Below are 25,405 nucleotides of genomic sequence, written 5' to 3' on the forward strand. Positions count from 1 at the left end.
CGCTGCGGGCGTTAAATCAAAATGTACTGCTGTATATCCCCGGCATTCCTTGCTGGATCCGCGGGCGGACGAACCATCAAAGCATCCGCCTGTGCCAAGACGGACAGAAGGGATGAATCCTGACGATCGTCCGGATAAAGCGCTCCATCGCGAAGCTGAGCTCGCATATAGTGCGCTCGCGGTCCATTTGGGCCAATGCCGCGCCCGAGGGGCGCATCGCGCAGGGGGGCTTGTACGTCTTGCAACCCCAACATCCGCCGCAGCATCGGCAATACGAAGACCGCCCCGCAAACCATTGCTGAGACTGGGTTTCCCGGCAGCCCGATCATTGCTGAGGCTCCGATTTTGCCTGCCATCAGGGGCTTGCCCGGGCGCATGGCGACTTTGTAAAAAGCCTGCTCCATGCCGAGCTCTGCCGCGACCGGCGCAATTAGGTCGTGATCGCCTACCGAAGCGCCGCCGATCGTGACAATAAGGTCCGCGCCGCGGGCCAAGGCGAAAGCTTGTTTGAGCGAGGCCGCAGTGTCGCGCGCGATGGGCAGCATACGTACCTCGGCGCCTGCATCCTCGATCATCGCGGCAAGGCCGTAGCTGTTGGAGGCGATGATCTGGTCAGGGCCGGGGCTCTCGCCGGGTTGCACTAATTCATCCCCTGTGGCGAGGATCGCGATGACGGGTTTGCGCGTGACGGGCACTTTCGCGACGTTCATCGCGGCGAGCAACGCCACGTCGGCGGGGCGCAGAATGCGCGGGGCGGTGAGCTCTTCGCCTTGGATGAAATCACCCCCCGCAGGGCGGATATTGTCCTTGTCACCAATGCGGTGGCCGAGCGTGATAAGGTTGCCGCGCCGGGTGACATCCTCTTGGATCACCACGAAATCGGCCCCATCGGGGATCGGTGCGCCTGTGAAGATGCGGATGGCTTGCCCGGCGCGGAGCGTACCTGCGTAGCCATGGCCCGCCGCAGCCTCGCCGACCACCTTGAACATCGCGTCCGGCTCGACCTCAGCCCGGCGCAGTGCGTAGCCGTCCATGGAGGACGCGGCAAAGGGCGGTTGGCTGCGCTGCGCCATCACGGGTCGTGACAAGACGCGGCCATTTGCGGCCCGCAGAGCGATTTCTTCGGTTTCCAGCGGGGTGACGAGGTCTAGAACACCCGCCATTGCCGCTTCAACGCTGATCATGTCGCCTCATAACGGCCTGATTTGCCACCGTCTTTCAATGTGACCCGCGTGCCGCCAATTTCCATCGCCTTATCTACCGCTTTCGCCATGTCATAGACCGTGAGCGCGGTGACAGAGGCGGCAGTGAGGGCTTCCATCTCTACGCCCGTTTGACCGGTGGTCTTGACGGTGGCCGAGATCCGGATGCCCGGTAGGGTGGCGTCGGGCGTTAGATCAACGCTGACTTTCGTGATCGGCAATGGGTGACAAAGCGGGATCAGATCCGCCGTACGCTTGGCCGCCATGATCCCGGCAAGCCTTGCGACGCCTAGAACGTCACCTTTCTTGGCCCGCCCTTCGGTAATAATTTCAAGCGTTTCGGGTGCCATCTTGATGTAGCTTTCGGCTCTGGCCACGCGAGAGGTGACGGCCTTGTCCGAGACATCGACCATATGCGCGTCACCCTCGGCGTCGAAATGCGTTAGCGCCATTACATGCCTCCCGGGATGAGGGGGCTGGCCAGTAGATCGCGGGTGGCCTGTTCAACATCTTCTTGCCGCATGAGGCTTTCGCCGATCAAGAAACAGCGCGCGCCATAAACCGCCATATCGGCGAGGTCCGCAGGGGTGTAGAGGCCGGATTCACAGACCAGCATCCGATCGGGCGGCACCGCTTCCGAGAGTTGACGTGTCACATCAAGAGAGGTCTCGAAGGTATTGAGATTGCGGTTATTGATCCCAATCATCCGGCTCGTAAGCTTTTCGGCACGGGCCAGTTCTGCGGCGTCATGCACTTCGATCAGCGCATCCATGCCCCAGTCCTGCGCGGCTTGCTCCAACTCAGCGGCCTGCGCATCAGAAACAGAGGCCATGATGATCAGAATGCAATCCGCACCAAGGCTTCGCGCTTCGGCGACTTGATAGGGGTCGTAAAGGAAATCCTTGCGCAGCACCGGAAGATCGCAGGCCGCGCGAGCCTCGACCAAGAACTCTTTCGCGCCTTGAAAACTCGGCGTATCGGTCAAAACTGATAGGCAGGTGGCACCGCCTGCAGCATAAGCGCGGGCAAGGTCGGCGGGTTCGAAATCTTCCCGGATCAGCCCTTTCGACGGGCTGGCTTTCTTGATCTCGGCAATCAGGCCATAGCCCTCGCGGGAGGCTTCGTGCAGGCGCTGCGCAAAGGGGCGCACGGGCGGTGCTGCACGGGCGGCGGCCTCCATGTCAGCCTGCGACTTTTCGGCCTTGGCAGCGGCGATTTCTTCCAGCTTATAGGCTTTGATTTTTTCCAGAATAGTGGCGGTCATGGCATCCTCACGGCTTTGTCCAATGTATGCCGGGCTTGCCTTGGCCCTGCAACCAGTCATTCACCCGGCTGAAGGGGCGCGAGCCAAAGAAGCCGCGGCAGGCGGAAAGCGGCGAAGGGTGCGGTGTCTCGATCTTGAGGTTTTGCACCGGGTCAATCTGCGCCGCGGCCTTCTGCGCATGTGCGCCCCAAAGCAGATAGGCGCGGGGGCGATCTGAGAGGCGGGCCAGCACCTGAGCGGTCAGCGTTTGCCAGCCAAGTTTCGCATGTCCATTCGCACAGCCTGCCGGAACGGTTAGGACGTTGTTCAACAACAGGACACCTTGATCGGCCCAGAACCGCAGATCTGGATCTTCAGGCGGTGCGCCAAGATCGCCGTGTAACTCTTTGAAGATATTGGCGAGAGATCGTGGTATCGGGCGCACGTGAGGCTCGGCTGAGAAGGCATAGCCGTGCGCATGGCCGGGTGTGGGATAGGGGTCTTGGCCGAGGATCACCACCTCTACCGCTGCGGGCTGAAGGTGTTCAAGTGCTGCGAATATCTTGGGAGCGGGCGGCAAAATCTCACGCGGCTCGGCAGCTAGCCGTTGGGCGATGCGCGGCCAGTCCGCAGCGAAAAAGGGTAGTTCGGCCCAATCGCCAAGCGCGCTGAGGCTTGGCGGTGTCATTTCGACTGGCTGATCTGCGCCACTTTTTCGATCCGGTCACGCGCTGCGCCGCTGTCGATGCTTTCACGGGCCATTTCGACGCCGGTTTTCAGATCGGGGGCCACATCCGCTACGACCAAGGCAGAGGCCGCGTTGAGCAACACAGCGTCGCGGTAACCCGATGGAACGCCGTCTAACAACGCTTTGAAATGTTTGGTGTTCTCGGCAGGTTCACCCCCGGCGATGGCCTCAAACGGATGGACCGGCAGGCCCGCGTCTTCGGGGTGCAATTCGCGCAAGTTAACCACGCCGTCTTCCAGTGCGGCGACCCAGCTTACACCGGTGATGGTCAGTTCATCCGTGCCGTCGGACCCGTGCACGAGCCACGCTTTTTCAGAGCCGAGTTGTTTTAGCGTCAGCGCCATCGGTTCAATCAGATCGCGGCTGTAGGCACCGGTAAGCTGGCGTTTGACGCCTGCGGGATTGGTGAGCGGGCCGAGGATGTTAAAGATCGTGCGGGTGCCAAGCTCGGACCTTGTGGGCATAACATGGGCGACGGCGGGGTGATGCATGGGGGCCATCATGAAACCGATGCCCGCCTCGGCCAATTCACGCTCGACCACCGCAGGGCCGACCATGACGTTGATGCCAAGCTGCGACAGCGCGTCGGAAGCGCCGGATTTCGAGCTAAGGTTGCGGTTGCCATGTTTTGCTACGACCGCGCCTGCGCCTGCGGCCACAAACGCGGCGGCGGTCGAGATGTTCAGCGTCCCCTTGCCATCGCCGCCCGTGCCGACGATGTCGATTGCCCCTTCGGGCGCGCGCACGGCGTTGCATTTGCTGCGCATGACCTTTGCGGCGGCGGCATATTCGGTGACCGTTTCGCCGCGCGTGCGCAGGGCCATGAGAAAGCCACCGATCTGGCTTGGCGTGGCTTCGCCTTCGAAGAGGATTTCAAAGGCCTCCACAGCCTGTTCCGAGGTGAGCGGCCCGTTGGCAGCGGCGTCAAGCAAGGGTTTCAACGCGCTACTCATGCCGGGACCTTCATCTCATTCAGGAAGTTTTGCAGCAGGGCGTGACCATGCTCGGACCGGATCGATTCTGGATGGAATTGCACGCCGTGCATCGGCAAGTCGCGGTGTTGCAGACCCATGATCGTGCCGTCTTCGAGTGCTGCGGTGATCTCAAGACACTCCGGCAGGCTTGCGCGTTCCACCACCAGCGAGTGATAGCGCGTGGCCCCAAAGGGCGAGGGCAGTCCGGCAAAGACACCGCGCCCCTCATGTTGCATCTGGCCCAGCTTGCCGTGCACGATGTCATCCGCACGCACGACCTTGCCGCCAAAGGCTTGGCCAAGGGTCTGATGGCCCAGGCAGACGCCCAAGAGCGGCACCCGCGCTTCGGCAGCGGCATGGGTCAGCTCTAGGCATATCCCCGCTTGGTCAGGGTCACAGGGGCCGGGGGACAGCAAGATACCGGCGGGGTTCATGGCCATCGCTTCGTCCACGCTGAGCGCGTCGTTGCGGTGCACCTGCACATCCGCCCCGAGGCTGCCCAGATAGTGGACCAAGTTATAGGTAAAGCTGTCGTAGTTATCGATGAGCAGCAGCACAGGCAGGCATTTCTTTGTATTAGGACTGGAGAAACCGCGCCGGAGCGCGGTATAGGTTTTGGCATACATGTTCAGGCTTGAACCCCATCGTCAAGAGTTTGGGGCAAGCCAATTGAGGGGAACGCCGGGCTTTCTGGCCATGGCGCAGACAGCAGGAGTAGCGCAGATGGCACGCGGAGTTCTGAGCGGGCTGATTTGGGGGGGGGTGACGTGCATCGGTGTGGCCGGTGCAGTGTCTTTGATGATGCCCTTGCCCTTGCCGCCGCAGGTGGGTGATGCGCCCGGCTCTGGTCCCGCCCCGGCGCGGATCAATGTGACCGATGCAGGTGAGCAGGGGCGCAGCCGCGATTCTGCGCCTGTGTTGAATGCTCCCGCGCCGCGTGCCGATGTGCCTGAGCAAGACAGCCTAGCCGCGCTTGACCCCGACACGCAGACGTCGGCCAGCCTGCCAGAGACCGGCAGCGCAGAGGGGCTCAGCACCCCCGCGGCACCAGAGGGGCAAACCCCGATGTCTCCGGGCGCGGAAGAACCGGTGTTGCCCAATCCGCAGGCCGTGGCCCCCGATGCGCCGCAGGCCGCCGACGAGCTTTCGATCAGCACCGAACCCGCGCAGCCGCCTGCGCCGGATGTGGCCGATATCGAAGGGGCGTTTGACGCGCCGCAAGGCATGGAAGCGCCGGAGGTCGAGGAGGACGAGGCGATCACCCTGCCAGCGGAAGAGATTGCCGTTGAAGAGGATGCGGTGCCGGAACCGGCACCGGTGAGTGATATCGTCGAAACTTCGCCTGTCGTTGATGCCGAGGAAGATGCGCCTACACCCGAGGCTGCTCCTCAATCCACCGCAGCAGACGCCCCCGCGCCGGTGGAAGAGCCGCAGTCTGCGGAAGCGACGCCTGAACCCGCCGATACGGAGAGCGATGGCCGACCGAACATCGGCACACCCGCAGTCACTTTGTCAGACCGTGATACGGGGGTGGTGATCAACCGCCCCGGTGCGACACCCGCGGCAGAGCCCGCCGAGGCTGACGAGATTGTGAACGACGATCCGCGCCCCGTGGTGGTCAACAGCCTTGCCGGAGACCTGCCCGAGGGCAAACCGCTTATGAGCGTGGTGTTGATCGACGATGGCACGTCGGTCACTGCGGGCAGCGCCGGGCTGGCCGCGCTGCGCAGTTTTCCCTATCCGCTGAGCTTTGCGGTCGACAGCGGCCTCTCGGACGCGGCGGAACGGGTGGAAACCTATCGCGAGGCCGGGTTTGAGGTCTTGGCGCTGGTCGATCTGCCGCAGGGCGCACAGCCAAGCGATGCCGAGACCGCCTTTGCCGCCACGCTCGACCGGATCGGGCCCGTGGTCGGTGTGCTGGAAGGGACCCAGAGCGGCTTTCAAGGCAGCCGGGCGCTGGCCGATCAAGTGACGGATATCCTTGCGCAGTCCGGCCACGGGCTGGTGACGCAGGACAAAGGGCTGAACACCATGCCGAAACTGGCGCGGAAGGCCGGGGTGCCTGCGGATTCGGTGTTTCGCGATTTCGACAGCAAGGACCAGACCGCACGGGTGATCCGCCGCTTCCTCGATCAAGCGGCGTTCAAGGCCGGGCAAGAGGGGGCGGTGATCATGCTGGGCCGTCTGCGGCCCGATACCGTTTCGGCGCTGCTGCTTTGGGGCTTGCAGGACCGGGCCAGCGATGTGGCCTTGGTTCCGATCTCGGCAGTGCTGCTGCGCGAGGAATGACCCCGCGCAGGGTATGGCCCTGAACTAGATGATCTCGTCTTCGTCGAAAAGCGGGTCTTCTTCCAACTGATTGACCAGTTCATCCACCGTCGCCTCTGCCGCGCGGGGGCTGAGCTTGGCGAGGTGAAAGACCGCGTCGCCTTCGTTGACGATCGGGAGAATGGCACGCCCAATAAGAATGCCCGGCGCATCGGCCAGCAGTTCGGCCTCTTCTTTGCCAAAGGGGTCCGACACGATGGCAAGCAGATCGCCTTCGGCCACCGTCTCACCTTCGGCACGGAAGGTGCGCAGCAGGCCGCCCGCAGGGGCACGAAGCCAATGCGAGGCGGTGCAGATATAGGGCGCGCTGCGGGCGCTGGCGATGCCCTTGGCGGGCAGCATGTCTTGTCCGCGCATGACCCGCAGGATGCCTGCGAGCCCGGCACGCACGGCCATCTCGTCAAAGCGCAGCCCTTCGCCCGCTTCATAAAGCAGAATCGGCGTGCCTTCGCGCGCCGCAACCGCGCGCAACGACCCATCGCGCAGCGGCGAGGTCAGCACCACCGGGGCGCCGAAATCCATCGCCATCTTATGGGTCACCTTGTCCGCGGGCGAAACACGCACCTGAGGCAGGTTCGTGCGGTGGATCGCCGCCGAATGCAGATCGACACCAAAGTCGCAGCGCAGCACCACCTCTTGCAGGAAAATATGCGCCAGCCGCGCGCCAAGGCTGCCCGAAGGCGAGCCGGGGAAACAGCGGTTTAGATCGCGCCGGTCCGGCAGATAGCGTGAGCGGTTCAGAAAGCCAAAGGAGTTCACCACCGGCACCACGATCAGTGTACCGCGCAGGGCGGAGAGCTGCGGCGCGCGCAGCAGTCGGCGCGTGATCTCAACGCCGATGACCTCATCCCCATGCACGGCAGCCGAGACGAACATCGTCGGCCCCGGACGTTTGCCGTGATAGATCTCAAGCGACAGATGCACCGGCGTGTGATCCGGCAGGATCGAAACGGGCAGGTCAACCGCAAGGCTGCTGCCGGGGGCAACGGAATGCCCCGCAATCTGAAAGGGGACCCGGTTTGGCATGGTCAGCTGTTCCCTTTACCGCCAAAGCGCGCCGCATCGGCTGCGGCACGGCGGATCGCGCCGGATTTATGCACAGTCTCCATGAACTCGGCCTCTGGATCGCTGTCATAGACAACGCCGCCACCGGCTTGGATGTAGAGCGTTTCGTTTTTCACCACTGCCGTGCGCAGGGCGATGCACATATCCATGTCGCCGCCCGCGCTGAAATAGCCCACGCCGCCGCCGTAAACGCCACGCTTTTCGGGTTCCAACTCGTCGATGATCTCCATCGCGCGGACCTTGGGCGCGCCCGAGACGGTGCCTGCGGGCATTCCGGCAAAGAAGGCGTCGAGCGCATCGCAGCCCTGTTTCAACTCACCGACCACGTTGGAGACGATGTGCATGACGTGGCTGTAGCGTTCGACGATGAACTCTTCGGTGGGGCGCACGGTGCCGATCTTGGCGACCCGGCCCACATCGTTGCGGCCCAGATCGAGCAGCATGAGGTGTTCGGCCAGCTCTTTGGGATCGCTCAGCAGATCGGCCTCTAGCGCGCGGTCTTCCTCCGGCGTGGCTCCGCGTTTGCGGGTGCCGGCGATGGGGCGAATGGTGACTTCGTTGCCAAAGACCCGCACGAGGATTTCGGGGCTTGCGCCGACCACATGGAAGCCGCCGAAGTTGAAATAGAACATGAAGGGCGAGGGGTTGGTGCGCCGCAGGCTGCGGTAAAGTGCGAAGGGGGGCTGTGTGAACTCTTGGGCCCAACGCTGGCTTGGCACCACCTGAAAGATATCGCCCGCCTTGATGTAATCGCGCGCCTTTTCGACGGCGGCCTTGTACCCGTCGTGGGTGAAATTGCTCACCGACTCCGGCGCGTCTTCGGCCTCTCCCAAATCGCGGGAGGTCTGCGGCATGGCGCGTTCCAGATCACGCACCGCGTCCATCACCCGCTCGGCGGCTTGGGCATAGGCAGCGCGCGCGGTCTGGCCCTCGGACACCCAAGCGGGGGAGACGATGGTGACTTCGCCCTTCACCCCATCCAGCACGGCCACGACCGAGGGGCGCATCATCACCGCATCAGGCAGGCCCAGAGGGTCAGGATTCACATGGGGCAGATGTTCGACCAGCCGGATCATGTCATAGCCAAGGTAGCCAAAAAGACCGGCGGCGGCTTGGGGCAGGTCATCGGGCAGGGTGATGCGCGATTCCGCAATGACATCGCGCAGACGGTCCAGCGGATCGCCGGGCATGTCCTCAAAGGCATCCGCATCATAGCGCGCCGCACGGTTCAGTGCTGCGGTCTCACCCCGGCAACGCCAGATCAGGTCGGGCTTCATGCCGATGATGGAATAGCGTCCGCGCACGTCACCGCCTGTGACAGACTCCAGCACAAAGGCATTCTCCGCCGCGCCCGTCAGTTTGAGCATAAGCGACACCGGCGTGTCGAGGTCGGCAGCAAGGCGGGTGTAGACGATCTGGTTTTCGCCCGCTTCATAAGCGCGGGCGAAAGTGTCGAAATCCGGGGTCAGGGCCATCAAATTTGCCTATCAGGGAAAGTTCACATGCACGGCACTGACCGCGCGCTGGTCGATCTGGGGATCGGCATCGCGCATCACTGCATTGCTGTAGATATCGAAAAGACCTTGGGCCAGCGCCTGATCCAACTGCTGTGACAGACGGGTCATCAGCGCTTGGGTCTGGTCGTCTTCGCCCGCGGGGGTCACGGCATCAAGGCGCAGCACCACGACGCTGTCCCCTGCGGGCAGGACCGCGACGCCACCCTCGTCGAGGTCAAAGACCTGATCCATGAAATCGTCGGGCGTGCCGTCGACATAGGAACTGCGGGTCAGGCCTTCGCCAAGCTGCGGCGTGAGACCGGCGGCCTCAAAACCGTCCGCTTCGGCCAATGTGCCGGTCAGGCTCTCGGCCTTGGCGGTCAGCGCCTCCACGATCTGGGCATTGCGCCACGCGGTCTCAACCGCATCGCGGGCCTGCTCAAAAGGTTCGGGGCGCTCTGGCTTGGTCTCATCAAGGCGCATGGCGAAAACGCCGCCGTCTTCCAACTGGTCGATCTGCGGGAAGGCATCCGCGCTCAGGCTTGCTGCGGCTTCACGGAAGGCGCCATAGGCGGCGATGCCCTCGCTGCTTTCTTGGGTCCAGTCGATGGTGCCGAGGTTCATTTTGGTTTCCTCGGCCAGATCTTCAAGCGTGGCCCCTCCGGCGAGGCGGTCGTCGATTTCCTGTGCGCGGGCTTCGACGGCGCGGGTCGCGCGGGAAATGGCGAGGGTTTCTTCCAACACCTCACGGGCCTCTTCGAAAGGTACGTTCTGCGCAGGCAGAACCGCGTTCACGCGGAAGAGGGCCGGCCCAAGCGAAGTGGGTAGAGGGCCAACGATGTCGCCGCTTTGCGCTCCAAACACCGCGTCACCTGCGGCGTCGAGATCGGATTTGGCCACGTCGCCCATATCCACATCCGCCAGAGCCAAGCCGCGCTCTTCGACCAGCGCCTCAAAGGTGGTGCCGTCAACTTCGAGCGCTGCTGCGGCCTGCGTGGCGGCCTCTTCGTTGGCAAAGACCAGACGCTCGACCAAGCGACGCTCGGGCTGGTCGTATTCATCGCTGCGGGCGTCATATTCGGCGCGCAGCTCTTCTTCGGGCACCTCAACCTCGTCCAGCAGGTCTTCGGGGCGGAGCCATGCATAGGTGATGTTTTTGCTGGCGGGCAGCATGAAGTCATCGGTGTTGGCGTCGTAATAGGCCTGAAGCTCTTCTTCTGTCGGCGCGGCCACGGGGGTGTCGAGGTCACTCTCGCTGAGGCGGGCCCAAGTAAAGCTACGCTGTTCGGCGACGTAGTCGACCAACGTGCGGGCATAGGTGTCGGGCATGGAAACACCGCCCAGAACCGCACGCTGCAACAGGCCGCGCGCGGCCTCTTCGCGGATCGAACGCTCGAACTCGGCCTCGCTCATGCCGCTTTGCTGAAGGGCGAAACGATAGCCTTCGCGGTCGAAGTTGCCATCGATCCCTTGGAACGCCGAGATAGCCACGATCTCATCGCGCAGGGTGGCATCGCCGATGGAGAGGCCCATTTCATCGGCTTCGTGATCCAGCGCGCGGTTGCGGACGATCCGTTGCAGAACGGCGCGGTCCAGACCCATTTCTTGGGCGCGGGCAAAGGACAGGCTCTCGCCGGTTTGTGCTTCAATCGCGCGGATTTCCTGCTGCAATTGGCGGGCGTATTGATCGACCGAGATCGACTTGTCCCCGACACTGCCGATGCTGCGCAGATTGCCGCTGAGGTTGATCGCACCAAAGCCGCCAAGACCCAAGATCAAAAGGGCCATCAAGGCCCAGACGGCGGTTTTCGAAAAGCTGAAGCCTTTTTTGGCCATGACACGGTCCCTCGTTAATTTCGGACCTGTCTATGCGTTGCGTGGCAGGGCTGCAAGCCTGTCGAAAAGCACTTCGAGACCGGCGGTGTCGAGGTTTGCAAAGGCGATGCGCAACTGGCTTTCGCCGCGCGCGTCTCCCTCGGGCTGGAACATCGTGCCGGGCAGGCAAAGCACGCCTGCATCGCGCACCAATTGCGGGGCCAGTTCTGCCGAGGAGAGGTCAAAGGGATGTCGCAAATAGGCGAAATAGCCGCCGAGCCCGAGCAATTCCCACCCCAGCGGTTCGATCTTGGGCATCAGCGCAGCAATCGCGGCGCGGCGCGCAAGGATTTCTTCGCGTTCATCTGCCAGCCACGGGCCCAGGTTCTGCATCCCCCAGAGCGCGCCGTGTTGGCCGATCTGCGCCGGGCAAATGGCCACGGTATCGAGAAACTTCTCAACTTCCGCCAGCCGCGCCGTGCTGGCGATCAGCGCGCCGACGCGGTGGCCGGTCAGGCGGTAGGCTTTGGAAAAGGAATAGAGGTGGATCAGCGTGTCGTGCCAGTCGGGGTCGCGGAACAGCGCATGCGGCGCGCCGGGGCGGCTGTGAAAATCGCGGTAGGTCTCGTCGAGGATCAGCGCGATGCCATGACGGCGCGCGAGGTCAAAGAATTCCTGCACGAGGGCGGCGGGATATTCCACGCCGCCGGGGTTGTTGGGGGTGACCAGCGCGATGGCGCGGGTGCGCGGGGTGATGGCGGCTGCGGCCTTGTTGGGGTCGGGCAGCATGTCGGCTTCGACGGGCAGCGGCACGGCGGTGACCCCGCTCATGTCAAGCCACATTTTGTGGTTGAAGTACCAAGGCGTCGGGATGATCACCTCATCGCCTTCGCCGCAGAGCGTGGCAATGGCGGCGGCAAAGGCTTGGTTGCACCCGGATGTGATGCAGACCTGTTCGTCGGTCACCACGCCCGCGTATTTCTCTGCCGTTTGCCGTGCCAGTTCGGCGCGCAGTTCCGGCAAGCCCAGCACGGGGCCATAGAGATGCGCCTCATCGTTGTTCAGCGTGACCTCGGCCATCGCCCGGCGCAGCCCCTCTGGGGGCGGATCGACGGGGGCGGCTTGGCTTACGTTGATCAGCGGACGGTCATCGGTGAATGTCACGCCATCCAGCCAGCGCCGCGCCTCCATCACCGGAGGGAAGAAAGTGGTGGCGGTGCGCGAAAGCGGCATAGGTGTATCCGGTCAGGTAAGGGGCAGGGGAAGGTGGCGCAGGGCCCCTCAGTCCTTGCCGCGGTAGGGCTCGACATATTGCAGCGCCATGTCCCACGGGAAGAAGATCCACGTGTCTTGGCTGACGCCGGTGATGAAAGTATCGACCTGCGGCTCGCCTTCGGGCTTGGCATAGACGGTGGCGAAATGGGCGTTGGGGTAAAGTTCGCGCACCAGTTCAATGGTCTTGCCGCTGTCGACCAGATCATCGACGATCAGGATGCCGGTGCCATCGCCCATCATCTCAGCGTCGGGGGATTTCAGGACCTTGGCCTCGCGGCGCTGGTCGGCGGCGCCGCCGCCCGAATGGTAGGACATGACCGAGATCGTATCGACGGTGCGGATATCCAACTCACGCGCGACGATCATCGCGGGGGCCATGCCGCCGCGGGTGATCGCCACCACGGCACGCCACGCGCCATCGTCGGGACCAAGACCATCGAGCCGCCACGCCAGCGCACGGCTGTCGCGGTGGATCTGATCCCAGGAGATGTGAAAGCCCTTTTCATGGGGCAGGCGCGAGGCGTCCTTGGATTTGGTCATGATGGTCCTTTGCAGCAGCTGGCGCGGGCACCCGCGCGAATTAATTTGGGCGGCTTATTCCTTGGACATGTCGGGCGCGTCAACCGCCTTCATGCCGACAACGTGATAGCCCGCGTCGACATGCAGGTTCTCTCCCGTGGTGCCGCTGCCCAGATCCGACAGCAGGAAGAGGGCGGCCTTGCCGACATCCTCGGTCGTGACATTGCGGCGCAGGGGGGAGTTGTACTCGTTCCATTTCATGATGTAGCGGAAATCACCGATGCCGGAGGCCGCCAGCGTCTTGATCGGCCCCGCCGAGATCGCGTTGACGCGAATGCCGTCCTTGCCCAGATCTTCGGCAAGGTATTTAACGCTCGCCTCCAACGCGGCCTTGGCCACACCCATCACATTATAATGCGGCATCACCTTTTCGGCGCCGTAGTAGGTCAGCGTCAGGGCGCTGGCACCGGGCGACATCATCTTTTCCGCGCGCTGCATCACGGCGGTGAAGGAATATACCGAGATATCCATCGACATGGCGAAGTTGCCGCGGCTGGTGTCGACGTAGCGGCCCCGCAGTTCCCCCTTGTCGGAAAAGCCGATGGCGTGAACGATGAAATCAAGCCCGTCCCAGCGTTCTTTCAGCCCATCAAACATCGCGTCGATCGAGGCTTCGTCGCCGACGTCGCAGGGCAGAACGATGTCGCTGCCAAGCTGCTCGGCCAATGGCCCCACACGTTTCTTGAGCGCGTCACCTTGGTAGGAAAAGGCAAGTTCCGCCCCCGCATCGGCCAGCGCTTTGGCCACGCCCCATGCGATGGATTTGTCATTCGCCAGACCCATGATGAGCCCGCGCTTGCCCCGCATCAATTCGTTTCCCATTCCGCCGCCTTGTCTATGTTCCGTTTAGGTTGTCTTGGTCTAGGCGATTGCAGCGCGGCCATCAAGACTGCACAGGCGGCTTCACCCCCGTGATTTGCCATAAGATCGGCGGCTAACTGACGGAAATCGGGTAAGGTTGTCCTTTGAGTTGCCGATCGTTAACAAATGTCTTAGCGAATAACTCAGACTCCGGCGAAGAACCGGTTACGGGCTCGAACACTCTAGGAGGGGATGCCGAATGGAAACGCGGACTGGTATATTTGCGGGGGACGATCCCTTTGCGATTGCGCAGCGTTGGCTTTCCGAAGCAGACACGAGTGAGCCGAATGACCCCAACGCCATCGCGCTGAGCACGGTAGATTCGCAAGGGCTGCCAAACGCCCGCATGGTGCTGTTGAAAGAGATCGAACCGGACGCCTTTGTCTTTTACACCAATTACGAAAGCCAAAAGGCTCAAGAGCTGGATGGCGCGGGCAAGGCGGCTTTTGTCATGCATTGGAAATCATTGCGCCGTCAGGTGCGGGTGCGCGGGCTGATTAGCCGCGAAGACGGGCCAAAGGCCGATGACTACTACGCATCGCGCTCGCTCAAGAGCCGTTTGGGGGCTTGGGCCTCGCGCCAATCGCAGCCTCTGTCGGGGCGCGGGGCGTTGATGGCCGAAGTCGCCAAAGTGACCGCGCAGCAGGGGGTGAACCCTAAACGTCCGCCGTTCTGGGGCGGATACCGGATCACCCCGCTGGAAATCGAATTCTGGGCAGATGGCGAATTCCGCCTGCATGACCGTTTTCAATGGCGCCGCGCGGATGCCGCAGCGCCCTGGGCCGTCACACGGCTCAATCCTTGATAGGACGGCACGGATTAGCGATGAAAGATGTGTCTGATACCCAACCGGCAGAAACGCCGGGGCTAAACGATCCCCTTGAGGGCGTGGTCAAATGGTTCGATCCGCTCAAAGGCTTCGGCTTTGTCGTGGCCGATGCGGGCGGGGCCGACATATTACTGCACGTCAATGTTCTGCGCAATTTCGGCCAAAGCTCTGTCGCTGATGGGGCCCGGGTGACGGTGCGGGTGCAGCAGACCGATCGCGGCGCGCAGGCGGTCGAGGTGCTTGCCGTCACGCCCCCCAGTGAGCCGCCCGCCGCCGTGGTCGAATTCGCAGGATTTGACCCCGATCAACTTGCCGCCGCCGAGTTCGAGCCCGCCCGTGTGAAATGGTTCGACAAGGCCAAGGGTTTTGGGTTTGCAAATGTCTTTGGCTGCGCGGAAGATGTGTTTCTGCATATCGATGTACTGCGCCAATCCGGACTTTGTGATTTGCAACCGGGCGAAGCGCTTGCCATGCGGGTGATTGTTGGCGATCGGGGCCATCTGGCGGCGGAGGTAAGTTCATGGGACGCGGTGATAGACGGCTGAATGTACGACATCTGACAGGGCAAATTGCAGGGGCGGCGCTTGCCAGCCTGCTGCTGACCGGTGCGGCGCTGGCCGAGGTCTGTCGCGCCGATAGCGTGAGCCTGCGGGGCGACTGGGGCAAGGCGCGGTTCTCCGTCGAAGTGGCGGATGACACGGCGGAACGCGCCAAGGGGCTGATGCACCGGCGCTCTCTGCCGCTGAGTGCGGGGATGCTCTTTATCTATGAGACCCCCCAACCGCTGAGCTTTTGGATGCGCAACACGCTGATCCCGCTCGACCTGTTGTTCATCGACGAGAGAGGCGTGGTGCAGAAAATTCACCACTCCGCCAAACCACTGGATGAGACACCGATTCCGGGCGGGGATGATCTGCTGTCGGTCTTGGAGATTAATGGCGGTCTGGCGAAACGTCTGGGCATCACCGAAGGCAGCGAAATCCGCCATCCGGCCTTTGCTGGGAACACCCCGGCCTGGCCTTGCTAAAGACTTCGTCGTTTTTCTGAGTTTAAGGTCATTCGGGGCTTTTCAATCGGCGGGCTTATGGCTAAAGAAGCCCCAGTCGGAGCGTGGCGCAGCCTGGTAGCGCACCTGTTTTGGGTACAGGGGGTCGGAGGTTCGAATCCTCTCGCTCCGACCACTTTCTTCCAGTCTTGAGATTATCTCAGTCCTTAGCGATCTAGGGGCTGTATCGGCTGGAATATTTCCATTCTGCACAAGATATAGTGTCTGCCGCCTGTGCTTTGGCAGATTTGCGCCAATGCCTGCGAAGACCGTGATGATTCTGTCGCGGTTTTGCATTGAGCTGACGGGCAGGGGCGCTGGACCGCCTTTGGCGGCGATGTGCGGCCAGCTTCGGCGAGGCTGTCGCCCTCACAGGCGTCTCGGCCTGTGGATGAATTCGACCAATCCCTCAAGCACCGCCCCTAACTCTGCCGGGGCAATGGATTATTTGGAATTCAACGCTGCACCGGGCTTGCGGGTATCTTTGGGGATATCCTGAGGCTGAATCACTTCGCGCGCGGATGGCGCAAATAGGGGCGCATCGGTCAACTGTCTTGCCGGAAATAAAACGTAAAAAAACCGTTGACCGATTAGGTCTATCTACGTCAGTTTGTGGGGGTCAAGTAGAGCGCCACAAGATGTTGTGTGTAACGCAGCCGGCGCTTTGGCAGTGGGGACAGAATACAAGCACCAGTGTTTCAATGGGATTCCAGCCGCCCGCGCCAGCAGGTGGCACGGCGAAGCTCTGTCCAAACTGCCAACAAGCGGGGGGAGACGGTCTGCTTAGAGCGGGTCGGCTTAGGATTTTAAAAGTTTGGAAAAGGGCAGCGACGATGAAGATTGAACGGAATTTCACCAAAGCCGGGCAGGACGCCTATGCGGATTTGGACTTTGTCACCACGGTGTCAGAGATCCGCAACCCTGACGGTTCGGTGGTGTTCAAGCTCGACAACGTCGAAGTCCCGAAATCCTGGAGCCAGGTCGCAAGCGACGTGATCGCGCAGAAGTATTTCCGCAAAGCGGGCGTGCCAAGCGCCACGCGCCGCGTCAAAGAAAAGGGCGTGCCGGAGTTCCTCTGGCGCTCGGTCCCCGCCGAGGGCGCCGAGATGGGGGGGGAAACCTCTTCCAAGCAGGTCTTTGACCGTCTGGCGGGCGCTTGGGCCTATTGGGGCTGGAAGGGCGGTTATTTCTCGACCGAAGAAGACGCCCGCGCCTATTACGACGAAATGCGCCACATGTTGGCCAGCCAGCGCGCGGCCCCCAATAGCCCGCAATGGTTCAACACCGGGTTGCACTGGGCCTACGGCATCGATGGCCCGGCGCAGGGGCATTACTACGTCGACTACAAGACCGGGAAACTGACCCGTTCGAAGTCTTCCTATGAGCACCCGCAGCCCCATGCCTGCTTTATCCAGTCAGTTGCCGACGATCTGGTGGGCGACGGCGGTATTATGGACCTCTGGGTCCGTGAAGCGCGGCTTTTCAAATACGGCTCAGGCACGGGCACCAACTTTTCATCGCTCCGCGGAGAGGGCGAGAAGCTGTCGGGCGGCGGCAAGTCGTCGGGTTTGATGGGGTTCCTCAAGATCGGGGACCGCGCCGCTGGCGCCATCAAATCCGGCGGCACCACCCGTCGCGCGGCCAAGATGGTGATCGTCGACGCCGACCACCCCGATATCGAAGATTTCATCAACTGGAAGGTGCTCGAAGAGCAAAAGGTGGCGAGCATCGTCGCTGGCTCCAAAATGCATGAGCAGAAGCTGAACCTGTTGTTCGACGCGATCAAGGCATGGGACGGCGCCGAGGCGGATGCCTACGACCCGGCTAAGAACGACCAGCTGAAGGCCGCGATCCGCGAGGCCAAAAAGGTCGCGATCCCCGAGACCTACGTCAAGCGCGTGCTGGATTATGCCAAACAGGGCCACACCGGCATCGAATTCCCGACCTATGACACCGATTGGGACTCTGAGGCGTACAACTCGGTCTCGGGCCAGAACTCCAACAACTCGATCCGGGTCACCAACGCCTTCCTCAAGGCGGTGGAAAAGGACGCCGATTGGGAATTGATCAGCCGCACCGAAAACCGTGTGGTGAAAACCATCCGGGCCCGCGATCTTTGGGATCAGGTCGGCCATGCCGCATGGGCCTGCGCCGATCCGGGGATCCAGTACCACGACACGGTGAACGACTGGCACACTTGCCCCGAAGACGGTGCGATCCGCGGCTCGAACCCCTGTTCGGAATACATGTTCCTTGATGACACGGCCTGCAACTTGGCGTCGATGAACCTGCTGACCTTCCTCAAGGACGGCGTTTTTCAGGTCGAGGATTACATGCATGCCTCGCGTCTGTGGACCGTGACGCTTGAGATCAGCGTGATGATGGCGCAGTTCCCCTCCAAAGAGATCGCGCAGCGGTCTTATGACTTCCGCACGCTGGGGCTTGGCTATGCGAACATCGGCGGGCTGCTGATGAACATGGGCTATTCCTACGACAGTGACGAGGGCCGTGCCCTTGGCGGGGCGTTGACCGCGATCATGACCGGCGTGGCCTATGCAACGTCGGCGGAAATGGCGGGCGAACTGGGGGCCTTTCCGGGCTATGCCAAGAACGCTGAGCATATGCTGCGCGTCATCCGCAACCACCGCACCGCCGCCTATGGCAAGGCGGATGGCTATGAGCAGCTTTCGGTCACGCCAGTCCCGCTGGATCATGGCAATTGCCCACAGGCCGGGTTGGTCGACATCGCCAAATCCTGTTGGGACGAGGCGCTGAAACTGGGTGAGGTGCATGGCTACCGCAACGCCCAGACCTCTGTCATCGCGCCCACCGGCACCATCGGTCTGGTGATGGATTGTGACACCACGGGGATCGAGCCGGACTTCGCGCTGGTGAAATTCAAGAAACTCGCCGGGGGCGGGTACTTTAAGATCATCAACCAATCCGTGCCCGCAGCGCTTGAGAAACTCGGCTACGGGTCGGCCCAGATCGAAGAGATCGTCAGCTACGCCGTGGGCCATGGCACCATCGGCAACGCGCCTGCGATCAACCATACCACGCTGGCGGGCCACGGCTTTGGCGCGAATGAGTTGGCCAAGGTAGATGCCGCGCTGAAGCAGGCATTTGATATCCGTTTCGTGTTCAACCAATGGACGCTGGGCGAGGCGTTCTGCACGCAGGTGCTGGGCATCCCGACCGAAAAGCTGAACGACCCGACCTTCGATCTGCTCCGCTCCCTCGGTTTCAGCAAGGCGGATATCGAAGCGGCCAATGACCACGTCTGCGGCACCATGACGCTGGAAGGCGCGCCGCACCTCAAGGCCGAGCATTACGGCATCTTCGATTGTGCCAACCCCTGCGGCAAGAAGGGCAAACGCTATCTGTCGGTCAACAGCCACATCCATATGATGGCGGCGGCTCAGAGCTTCATCTCGGGGGCGATCTCCAAGACGATCAACATGCCGAATGACGCCACCATCGAGGACTGCCAAAAGGCCTATGAGCTAAGCTGGTCCTTGGGGATCAAAGCCAATGCGCTTTACCGCGACGGTTCAAAGCTGAGCCAGCCGCTGGCGGCCGCGCTGGTCGAAGACGACGATGACGCCGCCGAAACGCTGGAAAGCGGCAACGCGCATGAGAAAGCCGCCGTGTTGGCCGAGAAGATCGTCGAAAAGGTGATCGTCAAAGAGATCATCAAATCGCACCGCGAGAAGATGCCGCAGCGCCGCAAGGGCTATACCCAGAAGGCGAATGTCGGCGGGCATAAGGTCTATCTGCGCACCGGCGAATACGAAGATGGCAAGCTGGGTGAAATCTTCATCGACATGCACAAGGAAGGCGCGGGTTTCCGGGCGATGATGAACAACTTCGCCATCGCGGTTTCCGTGGGCCTGCAATACGGCGTGCCGCTGGAGGAGTTCGTCGACGCCTTCACCTTCACCAAATTCGAGCCCGCGGGCATGGTGCAGGGCAACGACAGCATCAAACAGGCGACCTCGATCCTTGACTATGTGTTCCGCGAACTCGCCGTGTCCTACCTCGACCGGACCGATCTGGCGCATGTGAAGCCTGAAGGCGCGACCTTTGACGATCTGGGTCGAGGTGAGGAAGAGAACCTTGGCAATGTGAGCGAGTTGAGTGAGAACGCGGCGAATAAATCGCTTGAGGTGCTCAAGCAAATCAGCTCGTCCGGGTATCTGCGCAACCGCCTGCCGCAAGATCTTGTGGTGCTGCAAGGCGGGCAAAGCGCGGACACAGATGCGGGCCTGCAGGGCCTCGCGCCACAGATCAGCAGCAGCGGTGACATGGCCTTGGCGGTGAAATCCTCCACTGCTGTCAGTTCCGGCGGGGTCAGCCTTGATGCACGGGCCAAGGCCAAGATGCAGGGCTACGAAGGCGAAGCCTGCGGCGAATGCGGCAACTATACGCTGGTTCGCAACGGCACCTGCATGAAGTGCAACACCTGCGGCGGCACCAGCGGCTGTAGCTAAACGGGGTTGTGGCGCTCATTTTGATGTGCCAAGCATATTAAGCCCATTTGTGGACGTTTGACGCCCATAGGCAAACACATTAGCGCCCAACCTTTGGTAAGCTATTGTTTTTAAGAAGGAAGCCGGATCTTTGTAGGTCTGGCTTTTCTTTGCACGTTTAGAGCACTTACTCATCTGTTCGAAACTACTTGTCTCCTCCTGAAACTTCGGCGACGAGCCGCGTCCCGTATCATCGAATACATTACTTCCGACCCAGAGCGGCGTTTCGTAGATTTCTTAAGATCCTGCGACAGCCCCCCGCTCTGCGGACATTTGCTTCCGTGATCAGTGCTTGTATCATCTACCGCAGTTCAAAGAGGTATTCACATGGAGCGCGAACTCAGCTTTGCTATTTCCAACGCCTCGCAGCGCAACCTTGAGAATAGGGTTCCATTTAAAATGGAGATCTACGAATTCGAAGGCGGGGACGGTTGGTCGCTGGAAGTTGTGACCGAAGACGGGACATCCATTGTTTGGAAGAACTCTTGGAAGATGACCGAGTCGCATATCAAGAGGCAGTTAGCACCATTCGCAGTGAAGCCCGCTATGATCGGGACGCGTGCTGATCTGCAGATTATCTCAAAATCCTTCTTCAGTGGGATGCTCAACCAAGAACAAATTGAAGGCACTACCTTTGCTGTTCGAAAAAGATCTTTGGTTTAGGGCTTTGTTATGTGGGAAAAACGCACTCATCGCACAGTAGAAGGGACAGCAAGACCACTGCGCGTGGCTTATCTCGTTGATTTGAAGACGTGCGAGGACCTTTTGATTGATGAGATCATTGCAGAGAGTTTTAGTCGCTGGTCCGGTCGGCGTACCCCGATTATCTTAGCTTCCTCTGATGGAGTTGACCCCGCTTATGTGTCGTGGTTGCACGCGTTCGACGCAGACATAATCTACAGTTTTGCTGATCTGACTGACGATGCCATCGCCTTGCTAGACGAAAAGTTTGCGCCAGGAATCCTTCAACATCACGAAGACCGATATAGCGATCCTGAAGGCGACCGCCGATATCGCATTGAGCTTCCGATTCAAGGTTTGTCATGCCTGTCAGTTCTGCCGATGTTTGCCAGCCGTCGTTGGGGTTTCGGCGATAAACCGCGAGACATTGTGAGCTTTGACAAGTCTTGGGACGATTCTGAGGATCCCTTTATTCGCGAGAATTTTGGTTTCATCTCGACCAGCTTTCGCAATGGCCAACTGGCTGATTCAGCTCCTGAGTTGTTTAAGTGCTTGACGTTGATTTCAAAGAAAGCCTTGGAAAATCGCCAATACGGAAAGAGCGAACACGCCAAGTATGAGAATGACCCTCGCGCCCTTTTAGAAGCGCTTACTGAGCCGAGATCGGTTCTGCCGCCATCCCAGTTGTCCGAGTTATTTTGCCATTACCTCGAGCCGAAGAATTCCTTGAGCCGAAGTGGCGTCAACATCGTCGTGGGGGACGAAATTGCGGATCGCTTAGTGTACTGGAATGGGCACAACCGATTTCCCCGCAATGAGTTAAGCGGGATATCGTCTATTCGCATTTCGGTAGAGCAATCAAAAAATACCGAACTCCTGCGGTTGATCGGACGTGTTTTGGATAGTCGTGGGGTCAGAGGCGACCAAAACGCGCCGGTAGCTACACTTCGTTCAACCTCGCTCGATGAAAGCGAACTTGCGAAAGTTGCCGAGCGCATAAAGCCGGAGGGCAAAACGTGGAAGCGTGAGCTACTCCCCATTTGTTGGACAGGATCTGGCGTAGTTTAAGCTACTCTTTGCACTTGCTGATCGTGGTTGGTTGTTTCAATTCTCTGCCAATAGACCACAGCAGGTGGTTTGCCGCCAAGGGCAGAATGCGGGCGCTTGTGGTTGTAGAACTCGATCCATTTTCTGACGCCATCTCGGGCCTCTGACCCGGTTTCCCAGGCATGCAGGTAGACGCATTCATACTTCAGTGACCGCCACAGCCGTTCGACAAAGATATTGATCCCTTGCCCGGCAGGGTATCGCGCAGCGATGTCCCGAGAGGGGAGGAAGCGGCCCTTGCCGTCCATTGAGATGCGCACGTTTGCGCTCCGCAACCTGTTCGTCCAAGCGAAAGACGTGAACTGGCTGCCCTGGTCCGTGTTCATTATGTCTGGCGGGCCGAACTTGTGGATCGCCTCATTCAGCGCATCAACGCAGAAGCCAGCCTCCAACGTGTTCGAGATGCGCCACGCCAGAACCTTGCGCGTGTGCCAATCCATGATGGCCACCAGATAAAGGAAGCCGCGCCGCATCGGTAGATATGTGATGTCGGCGCACCAAACTTGATTTGGCCGATCCACGCGTAGCCCCCGCAGCAGGTAGGGGTAAATCTTGTGACCCTTCGCCGCCTTGCTCGTGTTGGGTTTCTGGTAGATCGGCATGAGACCCATCAACCGCATAAGGCGTCGGATGCGCTTTTCGTTCACCAGATGCTGTTCATTGCGCAGGTGCCACGTCATTTGGCGCACACCGTAAAACGGGGTTTCCAAGAACTGCTTATCGATGACGCGCATCAGATCGAGGTTCATCTCGCTCTCACCCTTGGGTTCATAGTAAAATGACGACCGCGAGATCGACAGCAGGGAACATTGCTTGCCGACGGACAGACCCGGAATGTTCGGCTCAATCATCTTGCACCTCACTTGCCGGTCCAGGGTTTGAGCTTTCTGGCCAAAAAATCGTTGGCGACGGCCAACTCCCCAATCTTGGCATGCAGGCCTTTGACCTGCTCTTCATCGACTTCCGGTGCCTTCCGGCTACCTCGCTCGAACACACCAGATGCGCCCTCAAGCAATGCACGTTTCCATTGATGGATCATCGTCGGGTGAACTCCAAACCGACTGGCCAGCTCGCTGACAGTCTCTTCGCCTTTCAGCGCTTCCAACGCCACCTTGGCTTTGAATTCTGGGTGATGTTGCTTCCGTTTCGACATTCCTGATCTCCTTCGTGTTGAAGATCAGCAAACTACAAATCGCAGCTTACGTCAGTGTCCGATGTTCGGGGGGTAGCTCACACTGTTACCGGACCGGATTTGCATGTTCGGCTGGCTTAAAACCATCCAGTAAACGCTCTTTTCTTGACTGCCTGAATGACGGCCCCTTCTTAACTTCGGGAGACTTCACCCGAAACCCGAGTAGTTGTAAGAGAATTTTGCCTATTCTGCGTTAACGTACATCCTCGCGCCCCGCAGCCTTAGTCAAATTGGGCTCGGACCCGACCTTCGCTGCGGTCTGAACCACGGGCTGGAATGCGGACTTTTCAGACCTTCGGTGCACGTGCACCAATGTCCGGTCTGGTGAACCGTTCAACAAACGGTCGTTTGTGCCGGTGACAAAAACGTGTGGGTATTGGCCACTAAGAGGTGGTCGCGGACATTTCTGACCTTGGCCGAATGCACGCTTTTTAACAGGACAAGAAAGCACCCCGTCTACCCCGTTCATTCTTTCACATCGATGCGCGTGAGAAACGTGGCTTGACCAAGTGCAGCCCCAAACGCGATTGCAAAGACGATCCATGTCCCCATGGCGACGATGGCAAAGCCTCCGAAAAGCGGCAGAACGAATGCGGGTGCCGTCAGCGCGTTGAAATATCCGCTATAAGCGGGGCGTCGGTCGTCCGGGGATATCTCCATCAGCAGCCCTATGACCGCAATCGTCAGACCATTTGCCAATGCGCCAAGAACGAAGAATACGACCAAAAGGATTGGTAGGATTGCCTCTGGCGGCACGGGTGTCAGCAAAAGGAACAAAAGGGCGATTGGCGGAGCCGTGCGCGCTATTGCGATTCCACGCATCAGGCTCAATTTCCCCCGGTAATCGCCCCACCAGCCCCAGAGTGGATTTCCCGCGAGCGCTCCGACGGTCTGGGCACCGAGCAAAAGCGCCACATTTTCCAAACCCACCCCAAGCGTTGCGGCCGCGATGACAAAAAACGGCCCGGCGATGAGAACAGCGCCCCCGCACCATTGCGCAAAAACGAAATGACGGAACACCGGATCGTCCCGGAACGTCGCAACACCTTCCTGCAAATAGGCTGTGAAACTTGTGGCAGCTTTGCTGGGCGTAGCCTGTTCAGGCTCTCCCATCGCAGTGAAGACAATGGACGAGAGCAACATCAGGAACGCCGCGATCCCAAGCACGGCGGCGTATGAGATCGGAAATTCAAGCGTCCGCAGTAGTCTGTCTGCCAGCGCGGTGACGAGAAGTGCAACGAGTCCTCCACCAAAGAAGCGGATCGAGAGCATCCGGCTCCTGTGCTCGGACGGGACAGATCGGGCGACGATATCATTATATGGAACGCCAACGATCCCACTGAGGAAGGCGTAGAGAACCCATAGCCCAAGAGTCGCCGCGCCAAGTGTGGCGTGCGCCCAACCAATGTTCGCGCCGAACCAAAGAACGATTGATAGTATTGCAATGGCCGCCGTTCGCCCGAATGCGCCCGCGACATAAAACGGCATTGAAGAGGCGCCACGACCAGCTAAATAGCCGACGAAGAGTTGAGGCAGAAGCCAGCCGAGCCGCAGGATCGTTGAAACTGCGCCGACGGCAACGGAACTGCCCGTCAGTTGGTAGACCAGCGCAGACATGACGGTTGCACTGTCAACCGCCGAAGACCCGGCCTGGAACGCGGTGCCTGCACCTGCAACATGCCAAAAGCGGCGGCGGGGGGTCATGTCGCGCTCCAGTCCACAGGGTCGACGAACAGGCCGAACCAGACGGACCAGATACCAAGCCCAACGAAGATCACCCCCAATAGCCAGCGACGGGGCCGCAGCCAGTCGGCAAGCCGGTCGAGGGGCCGGGCAAGACTGGGAAGGACAGAAAGCGGGAGCAGCGGGAGCGACAGCGCGAGGGCAAAGACCGCCATCATCAGAAATCCCGTGGTAGCTGATCCGCTTGCTGTCGCGGTGCCCATAAGCCCAAATAGGATAGGCGCGGCGCAGGCGGGAATGTTCAGCCCGAATGCCAGTCCCTGAAGGAGTGGATTGGAAGCGATCTTCCAGTGTTCGGGCGCGAATCCGATGCGGCGGCGCATTACTTTGTCCCATCCTGCGAAGATCGCAAATCCGAGGCCAAGGTAGATTGTCCCGAAAACGAGCCATGCACCGGTCTGCACGCCGATAAGATTCTGGCCCAACACCACTATAAAACCGCCAAATCCACCCATCACGACGAGCCTGGCTAGCAGAAAGACCAACGCCGCCCCAAGCCTCTGGCCCATCGGGCGGCGTCTCTGCCCCCCAAGGAACAGCATATGAGCCCCAATCGTGCAGGGTTCGACGAAGCCGAGTAAGCCAAGGCCAAATGCGAGCAGCAGCGTTTGATCAGTTATTTCCATAAGTGCCTTTTATCTCATTGAGCTAACAGGTTGATGCTAGACCTTCCGCCAACTGGAGGGTCAAGCG

22 protein-coding genes and 1 tRNA gene are annotated in these 25,405 nt (G+C 60.5%); 8 read left to right on the forward strand and 15 right to left on the reverse strand.

Annotated features, from left to right (window positions below; translation table 11 throughout):
• Positions 1–11: 11 nt before the first annotated feature.
• The 6 genes from B5M07_RS08230 to B5M07_RS08255 are packed head-to-tail and all read right to left on the reverse strand — an operon-like array spanning position 12 to position 4,724.
• Entirely contained in the window at positions 12–1,184 is a 1,173-nt protein-coding gene (locus tag B5M07_RS08230; RefSeq protein WP_120350945.1) for a molybdopterin molybdotransferase MoeA, read from the reverse strand.
• Positions 1,181–1,654 carry a cyclic pyranopterin monophosphate synthase MoaC gene (gene moaC, locus B5M07_RS08235; RefSeq protein ID WP_067941390.1) on the reverse strand — a complete coding sequence of 158 codons (474 nt, stop codon included), beginning with the start codon at positions 1,652–1,654 and terminating at the stop codon, positions 1,181–1,183. Before moaC ends, B5M07_RS08230 begins: the two co-directional genes overlap by 4 nt.
• On the reverse strand, positions 1,654–2,466 hold the full coding sequence (gene trpC, locus B5M07_RS08240) for an indole-3-glycerol phosphate synthase TrpC (RefSeq protein ID WP_120350946.1): 813 nt from the start codon (positions 2,464–2,466) through the stop codon (positions 1,654–1,656). Before trpC ends, moaC begins: the two co-directional genes overlap by 1 nt.
• Positions 2,467–2,473: 7 nt before the next feature.
• Positions 2,474–3,133: a uracil-DNA glycosylase gene (locus tag B5M07_RS08245; RefSeq protein ID WP_120350947.1), complete on the reverse strand. Its 660-nt coding sequence runs from the start codon at positions 3,131–3,133 to the stop codon at positions 2,474–2,476.
• Complete coding sequence (trpD, locus tag B5M07_RS08250) at positions 3,130–4,146, reverse strand: anthranilate phosphoribosyltransferase (protein ID WP_120350948.1); 1,017 nt, start codon at positions 4,144–4,146, stop codon at positions 3,130–3,132. The genes B5M07_RS08245 and trpD overlap by 4 nt, the downstream gene beginning before the upstream one ends.
• On the reverse strand, positions 4,143–4,724 hold the full coding sequence (locus B5M07_RS08255) for an anthranilate synthase component II (protein WP_120352194.1): 582 nt from the start codon (positions 4,722–4,724) through the stop codon (positions 4,143–4,145). The genes trpD and B5M07_RS08255 overlap by 4 nt, the downstream gene beginning before the upstream one ends.
• Positions 4,725–4,890: 166 nt before the next feature.
• Between B5M07_RS08255 and B5M07_RS08260 the strand changes: the two genes are divergently transcribed.
• A complete protein-coding gene (locus B5M07_RS08260; RefSeq protein ID WP_162931832.1) occupies positions 4,891–6,456 on the forward strand; it encodes a divergent polysaccharide deacetylase family protein in 1,566 nt (521 codons plus the stop codon).
• Between the two features lie 24 nt (positions 6,457–6,480).
• On the opposite strand, the gene B5M07_RS08265 is transcribed toward B5M07_RS08260, so the two are convergent.
• From B5M07_RS08265 to fabI, 6 genes are read right to left on the reverse strand one after another with little or no spacing between them, the layout of a single operon-like run.
• Positions 6,481–7,521, reverse strand: a complete 1,041-nt coding sequence (locus B5M07_RS08265; protein ID WP_120350950.1) for a succinylglutamate desuccinylase/aspartoacylase family protein — start codon at positions 7,519–7,521, stop codon at positions 6,481–6,483.
• 2 nt (positions 7,522–7,523) lie between these two features.
• Positions 7,524–9,035: an anthranilate synthase component I gene (gene trpE / locus B5M07_RS08270; RefSeq protein ID WP_120350951.1), complete on the reverse strand. Its 1,512-nt coding sequence runs from the start codon at positions 9,033–9,035 to the stop codon at positions 7,524–7,526.
• A gap of 12 nt (positions 9,036–9,047) precedes the next feature.
• The gene (locus tag B5M07_RS08275) at positions 9,048–10,892 is read right to left on the reverse strand and encodes a peptidyl-prolyl cis-trans isomerase (protein WP_120350952.1); all 1,845 of its coding nucleotides are present in this window, start codon (positions 10,890–10,892) and stop codon (positions 9,048–9,050) included.
• 30 nt (positions 10,893–10,922) lie between these two features.
• Positions 10,923–12,104: an aminotransferase gene (locus B5M07_RS08280; RefSeq protein ID WP_120350953.1), complete on the reverse strand. Its 1,182-nt coding sequence runs from the start codon at positions 12,102–12,104 to the stop codon at positions 10,923–10,925.
• Positions 12,105–12,152: 48 nt separating this feature from the next.
• Positions 12,153–12,686, reverse strand: coding sequence for a xanthine phosphoribosyltransferase (gpt, locus tag B5M07_RS08285; RefSeq protein ID WP_067629419.1), 534 nt, complete (start codon positions 12,684–12,686; stop codon positions 12,153–12,155).
• A gap of 54 nt (positions 12,687–12,740) precedes the next feature.
• On the reverse strand, positions 12,741–13,547 hold the full coding sequence (fabI, locus tag B5M07_RS08290) for an enoyl-ACP reductase FabI (protein ID WP_067629420.1): 807 nt from the start codon (positions 13,545–13,547) through the stop codon (positions 12,741–12,743).
• A gap of 238 nt (positions 13,548–13,785) precedes the next feature.
• Here fabI and pdxH point away from each other — a divergent pair, with 238 nt between their 5' ends.
• The 7 genes from pdxH (at position 13,786) to B5M07_RS08325 (ending at position 21,738) form a co-directional block, all read left to right on the forward strand.
• Positions 13,786–14,391, forward strand: a complete 606-nt coding sequence (pdxH, locus tag B5M07_RS08295; protein ID WP_120350954.1) for a pyridoxamine 5'-phosphate oxidase — start codon at positions 13,786–13,788, stop codon at positions 14,389–14,391.
• Between the two features lie 20 nt (positions 14,392–14,411).
• Entirely contained in the window at positions 14,412–14,960 is a 549-nt protein-coding gene (locus B5M07_RS08300) for a cold shock domain-containing protein (RefSeq protein ID WP_205570849.1), read from the forward strand.
• On the forward strand, positions 14,936–15,442 hold the full coding sequence (locus tag B5M07_RS08305; RefSeq protein WP_120350955.1) for a DUF192 domain-containing protein: 507 nt from the start codon (positions 14,936–14,938) through the stop codon (positions 15,440–15,442). The genes B5M07_RS08300 and B5M07_RS08305 overlap by 25 nt, the downstream gene beginning before the upstream one ends.
• Positions 15,443–15,519: 77 nt before the next feature.
• Positions 15,520–15,596, forward strand: a tRNA-Pro gene (locus tag B5M07_RS08310).
• A gap of 697 nt (positions 15,597–16,293) precedes the next feature.
• Positions 16,294–19,950 (forward strand): vitamin B12-dependent ribonucleotide reductase, encoded by a 3,657-nt coding sequence (locus B5M07_RS08315; protein ID WP_120350956.1) that lies wholly within the window; start codon positions 16,294–16,296, stop codon positions 19,948–19,950.
• A gap of 366 nt (positions 19,951–20,316) precedes the next feature.
• Positions 20,317–20,652, forward strand: a complete 336-nt coding sequence (locus B5M07_RS08320) for a hypothetical protein (RefSeq protein WP_120350957.1) — start codon at positions 20,317–20,319, stop codon at positions 20,650–20,652.
• A 9-nt stretch (positions 20,653–20,661) separates the two neighbouring features.
• Entirely contained in the window at positions 20,662–21,738 is a 1,077-nt protein-coding gene (locus B5M07_RS08325) for a hypothetical protein (protein ID WP_162931833.1), read from the forward strand.
• Here B5M07_RS08325 and B5M07_RS08330 read toward each other — a convergent pair.
• The 3 genes from B5M07_RS08330 to B5M07_RS08340 form a co-directional block, all read right to left on the reverse strand.
• Positions 21,735–22,930 (reverse strand): IS3 family transposase gene (locus B5M07_RS08330; protein WP_441351389.1). Its coding sequence is split into 2 segments (ribosomal slippage): positions 21,735–22,678 and positions 22,678–22,930, totalling 1,197 coding nucleotides; the frame shifts between segments, so codons are not numbered across the junction. The two genes, B5M07_RS08325 and B5M07_RS08330, sit on opposite strands and share 4 nt — an antisense overlap.
• A 504-nt stretch (positions 22,931–23,434) precedes the next feature.
• Positions 23,435–24,673, reverse strand: a complete 1,239-nt coding sequence (locus B5M07_RS08335) for an MFS transporter (protein ID WP_120350959.1) — start codon at positions 24,671–24,673, stop codon at positions 23,435–23,437.
• The gene (locus B5M07_RS08340; protein ID WP_120350960.1) at positions 24,670–25,338 is read right to left on the reverse strand and encodes a cytochrome c biogenesis protein CcdA; all 669 of its coding nucleotides are present in this window, start codon (positions 25,336–25,338) and stop codon (positions 24,670–24,672) included. The genes B5M07_RS08335 and B5M07_RS08340 overlap by 4 nt, the downstream gene beginning before the upstream one ends.
• Positions 25,339–25,405 lie beyond the last annotated feature (67 nt).

This window comes from Sulfitobacter sp. D7 (assembly GCF_003611275.1).
GTDB classification, from domain to species: domain Bacteria; phylum Pseudomonadota; class Alphaproteobacteria; order Rhodobacterales; family Rhodobacteraceae; genus Sulfitobacter; species Sulfitobacter profundi.